This window comes from Pseudomonas sp. L13 (genome assembly GCF_009935965.1).
GTDB lineage: Bacteria > Pseudomonadota > Gammaproteobacteria > Pseudomonadales > Pseudomonadaceae > Aquipseudomonas > Aquipseudomonas lactis.
Map to the genome: position 1 here is coordinate 25,960 of NZ_QODJ01000058.1, position 12,105 is coordinate 38,064.

A 12,105-nucleotide genomic window follows, 5' to 3' on the forward strand; every position below is an offset into this window, starting at 1 on the left:
TGGGGGCAGAGTTTATAGCGCGAGAACGCTTCGTTCCACCAAAAAACCGGCCAGGGCCTTCAGGTGCGCAAGGGTTTGATCACCGCAGTGCGGTCCGGCACGAAATCCCCGGCCTGGGCCAGTACGGCGGGCCTAGCATTCCAGTAGGGCATCAGCACCAGCGAAGAAAACAGCGCCGCGCCGGCAAACACGATAAATACCGTAACGGTATCGAAATAGCCGGGCAGCAAACCGCCCAGGATCGCCCCCACCGAACCGCAGCCGTTCACAAAACCCGCGGCGGTAGCGCCGGCCTTAGCGGTGCCGAAGTCGATGGCCGCGGTGCTGCTGATCATTGAGTCGGGCCCATACAGCGTCAGGCCCATCACAAACAGCAGGGCCATCACCAGCACTACACTGCCGGTATGCAGCGCGCCCATGAACAGCGCCAAGGCAACCGTCAGCGCCAGCAGGCTCAGCACACAGGCAGGCATGCGCCGGGCGCCGAACAGCTTGTCGGAGGCCAGGCCGATCAACACCGGCCCCAGTAAACCGGCCAACTCAAACGCGGTGGGTACGATGGCGGCGCCGACCTTGCCCACCGACGGCATCTGCTCGTAGACGATCACCGGGCCCCACAACAAAATCGCGTAGCGCGCCGGCTTGAGCAGGAAGTACGCCAGCCCCAGGGTCAACACCGTGCGGTTGCGCAAGATTGCGCGCAGGGGTTCGAGGACGCTGACGCGCTGCTGCGCGGCCAACTGCTCGGCGCTCAACACCGGCTCGGGTTCGACCGCCGGCAAGCCCACATCCTGCGGGGTATTGCGCTGGAACATAAAAAACAGCACGGCCACCACCGCGACCACTGCGGCACTGGAGATAAACGCCGCGTGCCAGCTGCCGATCAGCGTATAAGCCCACCAGCCGGCAAACGGTGACGCGACCAACCCGCCAAACGCATAACACGAACTCCACAGGCCCAGCACCCGCCCCCGCTGCTGGGCCGGGAAGAAACTGCCGAGGTTCTTGCACAACCCTGACCAGCCAGTGGACTGCGCCAAACCCTGCACCAACATGCAGGTGACAAAGATCGGCAAGGTGGCAAAGGTGCCCATCACCAGCGCCGCGCCTGCGGAAATCAGCAAGCCACCGAGCACCACCACCCGTGGTCCAAAGCGGTCGGCAAGCATGCCCCAAGTGAACTGGCCTACGGCATACGCGGCGAGGTAGAGGCCATCCAGGTTAGCCATCATCATTTTGTCGAGGGGGAAACTCGGGTCGTCGCCGATCCCCAGCTTCGCCACTGAAAACGCTTTGCGGGTGAAATAGAACGCGGCATACGCCAGCCAGGTGATGGCAAAAATCTGCACGCGCCAACGCTTGATGCTACCCATAGGGATATTCATGGTGGTTCTGACCTCAGGTGTGAGTGTGCCGGCAGAATCGAAAGAAAACGCCTGTTGTTCTTATGGTTGAGCACTGCAATGCCGGGCCTTGGAGAGCGCGGTATTGGTCAGATGGGTGCGGTGTGCCTGCGCCCATGGCCACCGGGGTTGTAGGACTCAACCTACGGCGACTGAGGAGCATCAAAGCAATGGCTGACTCATAGGTAAAATCGATTTATCGTATTTCAAATATAAGCTCAGGTTTTAAGAGGACGCGCCATGTCGGTTTCCCATGCCCAGCTCAAAGCCTTCCATGCGGTGGCCATTCACGGCAGTTTTACCGGGGCGGCCGAACGCCTGTTCCTGACCCAACCTGCGATTTCCGACCAGGTGCGCAAACTTGAAGAGCGCTTTGGCGTGTTGCTGTTTCACCGCAACAAGCGCTCGGTGCGCCTGACCGATCTGGGTGAACGCCTGCTGGGTATCACCCAGCGCCTGTTTGTGATCGAAGCCGAAGCCGAAGAATTGCTGCAGGATTCGCGCGCCCTGCTCACCGGCACCCTCACCCTGGCAGTGGATGCACCCGTGCACGTACTGCCGCAGATTGCGCGCTTCTGCCAGCGCTACCCGGGGATCAGCGTGAAAATCGAAACTGGCAATACCGATGAGTCGCTGTCGCGTCTTTACAACTACCAGGCCGATTTGGCGCTGTTGGGGCGCGATGTTGATGATGCGCGCCTGTTGTCCGTACCGCTGCCCGACGACCAACTGCTGGCTTTTGTCGCACGGGACCATGCCTGGGCCGGGCGTGAGTCGATCTGCCTGGCGGATCTGGATGACACGCCGCTGGTACTGCGGGAAACCGGCTCGGTCACCCGTCAGACCCTGGAGCAGGAAATGCGCCAGGCCGGCCTGCGCATTCGCCCCGCCATCCAGGTGGAAGGCCGTGAAGCCGCCCGTGAAGCCGTGGTGGTGGGGATTGGCGTGGGCGTGGTGTCGGCGGCGGAGTTCGGCGCTGACTCGCGGGTGTACGCCATGCCCATCCGCGATTGCACCCAACGCATGAAAGAAACCCTGGTGTGCCTGAAAGAACAGAGTTCACGCCGCGTGGTCGCGACCTTCCTGGAGATCGTGCGCGAGAGCCTTCACGCCAACTCGAAAAACGCCTGAATCAAGCGCAGCGAGCGGCGCCGCTCCATGCAGCCGAGCATGTGCCGGTTCAGCAGGCCATCGCCGAGAATAGGCACCGCCTGCACACGCGGGTCCGGGCTGACCTCCATCGACGACACCACGCCCACGCCCAACTCTGCCGCGACCGCTTCGGTCACGGCTTCACGACTGTCCAGTTCCAGCAGCACTTTGGGTTGCACATTCGCCGCCAGGCAGGCGTCATCAAAGGTTCGGCGGGTGATGGAACTGGGCTCGCGCAGCACCATGATCACCTCATGCAACTGCGCCAGTTCAATACCCTCGCGCTGCTTGGCCCACGGGTGCGCGGCCGGCACCAAGGCGCAAATCCGTGACTCGTCCAGGGGCTGCAAGTGCAGGCCATTGCGCGGTTCCACCTCGGTGAGCACCGCCACATCCGCATGTTCGGACAACAGTGCCGCCAGGGTTTCCTGGGCATTGCCCAAACGCAGGTTCACGGTAATGCCGGGGTAGCGTGCGCGCAGGCTGGCGATCATCGGCATGACCAAGTGAGGGCCATCCGCCGCCACTTCCAGGCGCCCGGTGAGCAACTGGCGGTTGGCCTCCAGCATGGTTTGCGCTTCGTCGACCAAGCCGAAGATAGCGCGGGTGATGGCCGCCAGGCGCGCGCCTTCCTCGGTCAGCTCCACCCGGCGTGCGGTGCGGCGCAGCAGCGGGATTTGGTAGTGCTCTTCAAGGGCCTTGATATGCCCGGTGACCGCTGGCTGGCTGATAAACAGCCGAGCCGCCGCACGGGTAAAACTGCCCTCACGGGCCACGGCATCGAATGCACGCAGTTGAAACAGGTTCATAGCTATCGGCCTCACTGATAGCTCGCATAACAACAAACAATTTGATTGATGACAAGCCAAACTGCAATTTAGGCGCCGTAGCTTCACCCCGATACCTTGCGAGGATTTGACATGACCCCTGCCGCGCCGATCCTGTTGACCCCCGGCCCCCTGACCACCTCGAACCGCACCCGTCAGGCGATGATGGTGGACTGGGGCTCTTGGGACGATCGCTTCAACCAGCTCACAGCCAGCGTATGCACGCAGTTGCTGGCGATCCTCAACGGTGCCGACAGCCACCACTGTGTGCCCTTGCAAGGCAGCGGCACCTTCGCCGTCGAAGCGGCGATCGGCACCTTGGTGCCTCGCGATGGCAAGGTGCTGGTGTTGATCAACGGCGCCTACGGCAAGCGCCTGGCGAAAATCTGCGAGGTGCTTGGCCGCGAATTCAGCACCTTTGAAACCGCTGAAGACGAGCCCACCACTGCCGCCGATGTGGACCGCCTGTTGCACGCCGACAACGCCATCACCCACGTCGCGCTGATCCATTGCGAAACCAGCACGGGCATTCTCAACCCATTGGCGCAGATCGCCGAGGTGGTCAAACGCCACGGCAAGCGCCTGATCATCGACGCGATGAGTTCCTTCGGTGCACTGCCGATTGATGCCCGCGAAATCCCCTTCGACGCGCTGATCGCCGCCTCGGGCAAATGCCTGGAAGGCGTACCGGGCATGGGCTTTGTCTTTGCCGAAAAAGCCGCGCTGGCCGCCGCCCAGGGCAACTGCCATTCCCTGGCGATGGACCTGTTCGACCAGCACAGCTATATGGCCAAGACCGGACAATGGCGCTTCACCCCGCCGACCCACGTGGTTGCCGCCCTGCATGAGGCGCTGCTGCAATACGCAGAAGAAGGCGGCCTGCCCGCGCGTCACCAGCGCTATGCGAATAACTGCCAGGCATTGCTGGACGGCATGGCCGAACTGGGCCTGCGCAGCTTTCTACCAGCGGCGATCCAGGCGCCGATCATCGCCACCTTCCACGCTCCCGACCACCCGCGCTACCAGTTCAAAGACTTCTACGAACGGGTCAAGGCCAAGGGTTTCATCCTGTACCCGGGCAAATTGACCCAGGTGGAAACCTTCCGCGTGGGCTGCATCGGCCATGTCGACGCGGCGGGCATGCGCGCGGCGGTCAAGGCCATCGCCGAGGTGCTGCACGAAATGTGTAGGAGCGAGCGTGCTCGCGAAGCGCGTTAACGATGACGTGGGCATCCTGATTAAACGCGGTGCCTGGATGTTTTTCGCGAGCAAGCTCGCTCCTACAGACATGAATGTTATTAGCCACAGGATCTGAACCATGAACTATCAAAACCCCAACACCCTGCAGGCCGTTATCCTCGACTGGGCTGGCACCGTGGTCGACTTCGGCTCCTTCGCCCCTACGCAGATCTTTGTCGAGGCCTTCGCCGAGTTCGACGTGCAGGTGTCTATCGAGGAAGCCCGTGGCCCGATGGGCATGGGCAAGTGGGACCATATCCGCACCCTCTGCGACCAGCCACAGGTTGCCGAACGCTACCGCCAGGCATTCGGCCGCCCGCCCACCGACGATGACGTGACCGCCATCTACCAGCGTTTCATGCCGCTGCAGATCGAGAAAATCGCCGAGCACTCGGCGCTGATCCCCGGCGCCCTCGACACCATTGCAGCGCTGCGGGCGCAAGGGATCAAGATCGGCTCCTGCTCCGGCTATCCCAAGCAAGTGATGGACAAGGTTGTGGTCCTGGCCGCCACCAATGGCTACGTCGCCGACCATGTTGTGGCCACTGACGAAGTGCCCAACGGCCGACCATGGCCGGCCCAGGCGCTGGCCAACGTGATCGCACTGGGCATTGATGATGTGGCGGCCTGCGTGAAGGTCGACGACACCGTGCCGGGCATTCTCGAAGGCCGGCGTGCGGGCATGTGGACGGTGGCCCTGACTTGCTCGGGCAACGCGCTGGGCCTGACCTATGAGCAGTTCCGCGCCCTGGACAGCGCCACCCTGGCCAGCGAGCGCCAGCGCATCGAAGCGATGTTCGAAGGGTCGCGCCCGCATTATCTGATCGACACCATTACCGACCTGCCCGGCGTCATCAGCGACATCAACCAGCGCCTGGCCCGCGGGGAAATGCCGCAGGCCTACTGACCGAAGTCAAGACAACGGCATTGGCAGCAAGCGCAGCGCTCAAAACAGGCATAGAGTTAATGCACTCCATCGCTAAAGAATGGAGGTATGCCCTGATGAGTGAGGAACACAGCGATGCCGTGGAAAAATTCCGATACGCGCTACAGCACCATGTCGATTGCGTTGCACTGGTTGATGGTGGTGCTGCTGGCGGTGGTTTACGCCTGCATTGAACTGCGCGGCCAATTCCCCAAGGGCAGCGGCGCGCGCACCTTGATTGTTGAAATGCACTTCATGCTCGGCCTGACCGTGTTTGTGCTGGTATGGCTGCGCCTGTTTGCACGCAGCCTGGGGGTGGCGCCGAAGATCCTGCCGGCACCGCCGCAATGGCAAAGCCTGCTGGCGACGCTGATGCACGCTGCGTTGTACGCGTTGATGATCGGCATGCCAATTGCCGGTTGGTTGATCGTCAGTGCCAAAGGACATTCGGTGATGTTCTATGGAATGGAATTGCCACCGCTGATCGCGGAAAACAAAGCATTGGCCAAGGAAATTGAAGGCTGGCATGTGCTGTTTGGCCAGATCGGTTACTGGCTGATCGGGCTGCATGCGTTGGCGGGGATCTTTCATCACTACGTGATGCGTGATAACACGGCGCTGCGCATGATGCCCAGTGGAAGGAGGCTTTAAGCCAAACCATTCATCGACTGATACATCTGGCTCCCCTGTGGGAGCGGGCTTGCCCGCGAAGGCGGTGTGTCAGTCACCGTATCTCTTACTGCACGACCGCTTTCGCAGGCAAGCCAGCTCCCACAAGGGGTTTGCGCCCGTCGCTGAAGCCTCGGCGGCCTTGCAGGCCGCCGGTGTGGATGAAGATCAGGCGCGTGCCGGGGGTAAAGCGTCCGGCCTCGATCTGCTGTTTCAACGCCAACAGCGCCTTGCCGGTGTAGAGCGGTTCCAGCGGTAGGCCGCACGCTTGCTCGGTGCGCTCAATGAAGTCCAGCAACAGCGGATCGACCTTGGCAAAGCCACCGCGACTGGCGTCCAGCACTGCATAACCGTCCTGCACAATCGCACTCACGTTCCGCGCCACGCCGTGGTCATCCGGCACCGCCATAGCGCCATAGACCCAATGCGCCCCCGACTCCGCCAGCGCCAGCCCAGCCATTGTCGTGCCGGTACCTGCCGCCAGCCACCAAGCGTCGTAATCGCTCCAACCGAGGTTGCCCAACTGCGCCCGCACCTGCTCGACCAACACCCCACAACCCTGCGCACCGGCCAGGCCACCACCGCCTTCGGGTATCGGATGAAAGTCGGGATACTGCTCACGCCAAGGCAACCAGAAATCCGGTTCATGCCGCGCCCGATAACCGCCATACCCCAGCCAATGCAGCTGCATGCCGAAGGCTTTGAGATCGAGAACCGTGGGGGTGTCTTGAGGATGGCCGCGCAGCAGGCCGACCGTGGGAAAACCAAAGCGCTTGCCGGCCGCAGCCAGTGCATGCAGATGGTTGGAGTAGGCACCGCCGAGACTGATCACACCGGTAGCCCCAGCGCGTCGGGCCTGGGCCAGGTGCTCGGTGAGTTTGAACCACTTGTTGCCGCTGATCAGCGGGTCGATACGGTCCAGGCGCAGCACGGCCAACTCGACCCCGTTCAGCCAGTCCAGCTGCAAGGGTTCAAGGGGCGCGTGAGGAAGCCAGTCGAAAGGGCCCATCGGCAGGTATCGGAATGAAAAAGGGGCGGTAGTCTACACCGCCCCGCTTGTCACCTTACAGCTCTGCAGCCAGGCGCGAGCCCTGGTTGATGGCGCGTTTGGCGTCCAGTTCGGCCGCCACATCGGCGCCGCCAATCAGGTGCACGTTCTGGCCGGCAGCCACCAGGCCGTCATGCAATTCGCGCAGTGGGTCCTGGCCGGCGCAGATAACGATGTTATCCACCGCCAGGACTTGCGGCTCGCCCTCGGCGCCGATGCGGATATGCAAGCCTTCATCGTCGATCTTCAGGTACTCGACACTGTTGAGCATCTGCACCTGCTTGTTCTTCAAGCCCGTGCGGTGGATCCAGCCCGTGGTCTTGCCCAGGCCGTCGCCCACCTTGGAAGCCTTGCGTTGCAGCAAGAACACTTCACGGGCCGGCGCATGGCGCTCGGGTTTGATCCCTGCCACGCCGCCACGGGCTTGCAGTTGGGTGTCGATGCCCCACTCTTTCCAGAACGCCTCGCGATCCAGGCTGGTGGATACGCCTTGGTGCACAAGAAATTCAGACACGTCAAAACCGATGCCGCCGGCGCCGATCACCGCCACGCGCTTGCCCACCGGCTTGCGCTCGAGGATCACGTCCAGGTAACTCAGGACCTTGGCGTTGTCGACACCCGGAATCGCCGGGGTACGCGGTGCGATACCGGTGGCCAGGATCACCTCGTCATAACCGCCCGCCACCAGTTGCGCAACATCCACTCGGGTGTTGAGGCACAGCTCGACGTGGGTGGTCTGCAATTTACGCTTGAAATAACGCAGGGTCTCGAAGAACTCTTCCTTGCCCGGCACGCGCTTGGCGATGTTGAACTGGCCGCCGATCTCGCTGGCGGAGTCGAACAAGGTCACCTGATGCCCGCGCTCGGCGGCCACGGTAGCAGCGGCCAGACCCGCAGGGCCGGCGCCGACCACCGCAATTTTTTTGATCTGCTTGACCGGCAGGTAATTGAGCTCGGTTTCGTAGCACGCCCGCGGGTTGACCAGGCAGGTGGTGAGCTTGCCGCCAAAGGTGTGGTCCAGGCAGGCCTGGTTGCAACCGATGCAGGTATTGATCTCATCGGCGCGCCCGGCGGCGGCCTTGTTGACGAACTCGGGGTCGGCGAGAAACGGCCGCGCCATCGAGACCATATCGGCGTCGCCTTCAGCCAGGATCTGCTCGGCGATTTCCGGGGTGTTGATGCGGTTGGTGGTGATCAGCGGAATCTGTACCGAACCGCGCAATTTGGCCGTGACCTTACTGAACGCACCACGGGGCACCTTGGTGGCGATGGTCGGGATACGGGCTTCATGCCAGCCGATGCCGGTGTTGATGATCGTCGCGCCGGCCTGTTCGATGGCCTTGGCCAACTGCACGATTTCTTCCCAGACGCTGCCGCCTTCCACCAGGTCGAGCATCGACAGGCGGAAGATGATAATGAAGTTCGGGCCTACGGCCTCGCGTACGCGGCGCACGATTTCCACCGCCATGCGCATGCGATTTTCAAAGCTGCCACCCCAACGGTCGGTGCGATGGTTGGTGTGGGCGGCGAGGAACTGGTTGATGAAGTAGCCTTCGGAACCCATGATTTCGACGCCGTCATACTCGGCGACCTGGGCCAGCAACGAGCAGGTGACAAAGTCCTGGATCTGCTTTTCGATGCCCTCTTCATCCAATTCCTTGGGTTTGAACGGGTTGATCGGTGCCTGGATAGCGCTCGGCGCCACCTGCTTGGGGCTGTAGGCGTAACGCCCGGCGTGGAGGATCTGCATGCAGATCTTGCCACCCGCGTCGTGCACGGCCTGGGTGACGATCTTGTGCTTGCGCGCCTCTTCTTCGGTGGTCAGCTTGGCCGCACCGGCATACACGCCGCCTTCATCATTGGGGCCAATACCGCCGGTGACCATCAGGCCCACGCCGCCACGGGCGCGCTCGGTAAAGTAAGCGGCCATGCGCTCGAAACCGCCGGGCTTTTCTTCCAGGCCAGTGTGCATCGACCCCATCAGGGTACGGTTGCGCAAGGTGGTAAAACCCAGGTCCAACGGGGCCAGCAGGTGCGGGTAGGCAGCAGCGGTCATGGTACAGCTCCACAACGGATCATCACGGGACGTGGCGCACTCGAACGGCGTGCCATCGGTTTATGTCCCACAGACTAAGAGGCGGTGGACCACGGCTCAATGACTGAAACTGACAAGTTATTGATCCAAATGCACAGCGCCCCTTGGCAAGCCACGCCATGGGCCCTACCCTAGTCGCGAACCCTGCACCTGGTCTGTTGTCTGTTGCCCCATGCGTAAACTTCTAGCGTTCACCGTCATCATGGCCCTGGTTGCCTCCCTCGCCGCGTATCTGGTCTGGACCCAGGAGCGCCCCGTGGCGCATTACCTGTCCGATCTGCGCATCACCCTCGCCGTCAACGAGGGCGAACCGGCCGACCGGGGCAACCTGCTGGGCATCCAGCCGGAGCTGTACCCTGCCGATTACCAGAGCCTGGAACGCCTGCACCTGAAGCTGTCGGCCTACCTGCAAAACGCTCGGGACCTGGGGCTGATCAATGCCAAGACCGTGGTGGTGCTGCCGGAGCATATCGGCACCTGGCTGATGCTCGGCGGCGAAAAAAACGAGCTGTACCAGGCCGCTCATCTCAAGGACGCCATGAACTGGCTATCGATCAGCAACCCGCTGCAATTTGCCAAAGCCTGGATCAGCGCCACCGGCGACAACCGCATGGATGACGCGTACCTGCGCATGAAAGCCCCGGCCATGGCCCGCGACTATCAAGTGTTGTTTGGCGGCCTCGCAAAAGAATTTGGCGTGACCCTGGTGGCCGGTTCCATCGCCCTGCCCAACCCAAGCGTGATTCAGGGGCAACTGGAGATCGGCCACGGCGCGCTGTACAACGCCAGCGTGGTGTTCGCCGCCGACGGCCTGCCGCTGGGCCAGCCGCAGCGCCAGCTTTACCCGATCTACGATGAGCGGGGCTTTATCGAGCCGGGCGATGAGCATGTCGTCAACGTTGTCGATACCCCCGCCGGGCGCCTGGGCATCCTGGTGGGCAGCGACAGCTGGTACCCGGACAACTACCGCAAGCTCAACGAGCAAGGCGCACAATTGATCGCGGTGCCGGCTTTTGTCACCGGCCGCGATACCTGGGAGCGTCCGTGGCGTGGCTTCAAGAGCGTATCCACGCCCTCTGAAGTGAGCCTCAAGCCTGAAGAAACCAGCGAGGGCGCAGCTTGGCGTCGCCTTACCCTGATCAGCCAGCCACCCGTCAGCCAAGCCACCGCAGGCATGAGCGTCTTTCTGCGCGGGCAGTTCTGGGACTTGGGCAGCGCCGGCCAGAGTTTTCTCAGCCGCAATGGGCAAGTCTTCGCCGATGGCGACGCCCGTGGTGCGCGCCTGCTGAATATCTGGCTGTAGCGCCTTGAAGCCGGTGCGCCTGGGGGATCTGTCGGTGGGCTTCGTGCACACCCTGGCCGACGCCATCCGCAGCCACGGCCTGGACCCACAGCCCCTGCTGCTGCAATACGGCCTCGACCCGGCCCGCCTGGCTGAGGCCGGCGCACGCTTGTCGATCCCGCGCTATATGCGCCTGGGCCACGCGGCCATTCAGCTGACCGGCAACCCCGGCCTCGGCTTGCGCATGGGCCAGCTCAGCCGCTTGAGCCAAGCCGGCCTTGCCGGCGTCACCGCCGCACAAGCGCCCACTGTGCGCGAAGCCGCGCGCACGCTCACACGCTTTGAAGCACTGTACGGTTCCAACTATCGCGGGCAATCAAGCTTTCATGAAGACGCCGAAGGCGCGTGGCTGCGGTTTTATTCCATCAGCCCCTATAACGCCTACAACCGCTTTGTGGTGGATTCGATCATCGCCGGCTGGCTGCAGCAACTGTCGGGCCTGGCGCAACAGCCGGTGCAGGCCCAGCGGATTGAAATCGAATTCGACGCGCCGGACTACCACGACCACTACAGGGTGCTGGGAGAGGGGGTGGTGCACTTCGGCGCTGACGTCAATCAACTGCGCCTCAGCCAACCCACCCTGGCGCTGCGCAACCCACAGCATTGCCCAAGCACCTGGCACCTGTTGCTACAGCTGTGTGAAAGGGAATTAGAGCAGTTGACCCGCACCCGCAGCCTGCGCGAGCGCATTACCCGTTTGCTCGGGCCGATGCTCAATGGCGGCCGGGAACCCGACCTGGAAGAAGTGGCGGCACGCTTGAAGCTGCCCACCTGGACATTGCGGCGCAAACTGGCCGAGGAAGGCACGCAGTTTCGCGCGATTCTCAATGACACCCGTCGCGACCTGGCCATGACCTACATTCGCGATACGGAACTGGCGTTCGGCGAGATCGCCTACTTGCTCGGTTTTGCTTCAGCCCAAGCCTTCCAAAGGGCCTTCAGGCGCTGGAACAACCAGACCCCAGGGGAATTTCGCCGCAGTCAGCGCCACTCCGCCTGAAGTCGGTCTTACAGCTCGGTGGCATCGTCGGCTGGGTCCAGTGGGTCTAGCTCGAAGGCCTGGTACTCCAGCAGTTCTTCCTGGTAATCGTCCATGGTGGACTCCTTCTTCATGTTGAAAGCGGTTGCAGATTAATGACCTGCGAACCCAGCCTAAAGTGCCGTCATGACGAAAAAATGTCGACGTCGTGACATTCCTGCTCTTCAAGATTAAACGTAGCGGCGATCACAGGATTTAGCTTAACCGCAACCTCGGACAACATGTGGGAGCTGGCTTGCCTGCGATGGCGGCTCTTCAATCGACACAGATGTCGAATCTTCCCCCCACAGGTAACCACGATGCGAAGCGAGCCGCTCTTGATCTTGCTCTTGATCTGCTTTTGATCTTAGGCGCCCCGTTAAACCA

Annotated in this window: 10 protein-coding genes; 6 read left to right on the plus strand and 4 right to left on the minus strand. The window is 62.2% G+C overall.

All coding sequences use genetic code 11. The annotated features are described in order from the left end of the window. Positions 1 to 59: 59 nt before the first annotated feature. The gene (locus DK871_RS23115; RefSeq protein ID WP_161906768.1) at positions 60 to 1,385 is read right to left on the minus strand and encodes an MFS transporter; all 1,326 of its coding nucleotides are present in this window, start codon (positions 1,383 to 1,385) and stop codon (positions 60 to 62) included. A gap of 258 nt (positions 1,386 to 1,643) precedes the next feature. Between DK871_RS23115 and DK871_RS23120 the strand changes: the two genes are divergently transcribed. Beyond that, positions 1,644 to 2,534, plus strand: a complete 891-nt coding sequence (locus DK871_RS23120; RefSeq protein WP_161906769.1) for a LysR substrate-binding domain-containing protein — start codon at positions 1,644 to 1,646, stop codon at positions 2,532 to 2,534. Here the strand turns inward: DK871_RS23120 and DK871_RS23125 are convergent. After that, complete coding sequence (locus DK871_RS23125; RefSeq protein WP_161906770.1) at positions 2,510 to 3,364, minus strand: LysR substrate-binding domain-containing protein; 855 nt, start codon at positions 3,362 to 3,364, stop codon at positions 2,510 to 2,512. The two genes, DK871_RS23120 and DK871_RS23125, sit on opposite strands and share 25 nt — an antisense overlap. 111 nt (positions 3,365 to 3,475) lie before the next feature. Between DK871_RS23125 and DK871_RS23130 the strand changes: the two genes are divergently transcribed. The 3 genes from DK871_RS23130 to DK871_RS23140 all read left to right on the plus strand — a co-directional run bounded on the left by DK871_RS23130 (position 3,476) and on the right by DK871_RS23140 (position 6,197). Beyond that, positions 3,476 to 4,600 (plus strand): 2-aminoethylphosphonate--pyruvate transaminase, encoded by a 1,125-nt coding sequence (locus tag DK871_RS23130; protein WP_161906771.1) that lies wholly within the window; start codon positions 3,476 to 3,478, stop codon positions 4,598 to 4,600. Positions 4,601 to 4,700: 100 nt separating this feature from the next. Continuing rightward, positions 4,701 to 5,528 carry a phosphonoacetaldehyde hydrolase gene (gene phnX, locus DK871_RS23135; RefSeq protein ID WP_161906772.1) on the plus strand — a complete coding sequence of 276 codons (828 nt, stop codon included), beginning with the start codon at positions 4,701 to 4,703 and terminating at the stop codon, positions 5,526 to 5,528. 114 nt (positions 5,529 to 5,642) lie between these two features. Further along, complete coding sequence (locus DK871_RS23140; protein ID WP_161906773.1) at positions 5,643 to 6,197, plus strand: cytochrome b; 555 nt, start codon at positions 5,643 to 5,645, stop codon at positions 6,195 to 6,197. Positions 6,198 to 6,282: 85 nt separating this feature from the next. On the opposite strand, the gene DK871_RS23145 is transcribed toward DK871_RS23140, so the two are convergent. Continuing rightward, entirely contained in the window at positions 6,283 to 7,224 is a 942-nt protein-coding gene (locus tag DK871_RS23145) for a 1-aminocyclopropane-1-carboxylate deaminase/D-cysteine desulfhydrase (RefSeq protein ID WP_161906774.1), read from the minus strand. 55 nt (positions 7,225 to 7,279) lie between these two features. Then, positions 7,280 to 9,319, minus strand: coding sequence for an NADPH-dependent 2,4-dienoyl-CoA reductase (locus tag DK871_RS23150; RefSeq protein ID WP_161906775.1), 2,040 nt, complete (start codon positions 9,317 to 9,319; stop codon positions 7,280 to 7,282). A gap of 211 nt (positions 9,320 to 9,530) precedes the next feature. Between DK871_RS23150 and DK871_RS23155 the strand changes: the two genes are divergently transcribed. Continuing rightward, positions 9,531 to 10,661 carry a carbon-nitrogen hydrolase family protein gene (locus DK871_RS23155; RefSeq protein ID WP_161906776.1) on the plus strand — a complete coding sequence of 377 codons (1,131 nt, stop codon included), beginning with the start codon at positions 9,531 to 9,533 and terminating at the stop codon, positions 10,659 to 10,661. A gap of 4 nt (positions 10,662 to 10,665) precedes the next feature. Continuing rightward, the gene (locus DK871_RS23160; RefSeq protein ID WP_161906777.1) at positions 10,666 to 11,700 is read left to right on the plus strand and encodes an AraC family transcriptional regulator; all 1,035 of its coding nucleotides are present in this window, start codon (positions 10,666 to 10,668) and stop codon (positions 11,698 to 11,700) included. Positions 11,701 to 12,105 lie beyond the last annotated feature (405 nt).

Bases quoted from the DNA above. Each gene is read 5' to 3' on its own strand.
- DK871_RS23115 (WP_161906768.1), bottom strand. From the start codon at position 1,385: ATGAATATCCCTATGGGTAGCATCAAGCGTTGGCGCGTGCAGATTTTT.
- DK871_RS23120 (WP_161906769.1), top strand. From the start codon at position 1,644: ATGTCGGTTTCCCATGCCCAGCTCAAAGCCTTCCATGCGGTGGCCATT.
- DK871_RS23125 (WP_161906770.1), bottom strand. From the start codon at position 3,364: ATGAACCTGTTTCAACTGCGTGCATTCGATGCCGTGGCCCGTGAGGGC.
- DK871_RS23130 (WP_161906771.1), top strand. From the start codon at position 3,476: ATGACCCCTGCCGCGCCGATCCTGTTGACCCCCGGCCCCCTGACCACC.
- phnX (WP_161906772.1), top strand. From the start codon at position 4,701: ATGAACTATCAAAACCCCAACACCCTGCAGGCCGTTATCCTCGACTGG.
- DK871_RS23140 (WP_161906773.1), top strand. From the start codon at position 5,643: ATGCCGTGGAAAAATTCCGATACGCGCTACAGCACCATGTCGATTGCG.
- DK871_RS23145 (WP_161906774.1), bottom strand. From the start codon at position 7,224: ATGGGCCCTTTCGACTGGCTTCCTCACGCGCCCCTTGAACCCTTGCAG.
- DK871_RS23150 (WP_161906775.1), bottom strand. From the start codon at position 9,319: ATGACCGCTGCTGCCTACCCGCACCTGCTGGCCCCGTTGGACCTGGGT.
- DK871_RS23155 (WP_161906776.1), top strand. From the start codon at position 9,531: ATGCGTAAACTTCTAGCGTTCACCGTCATCATGGCCCTGGTTGCCTCC.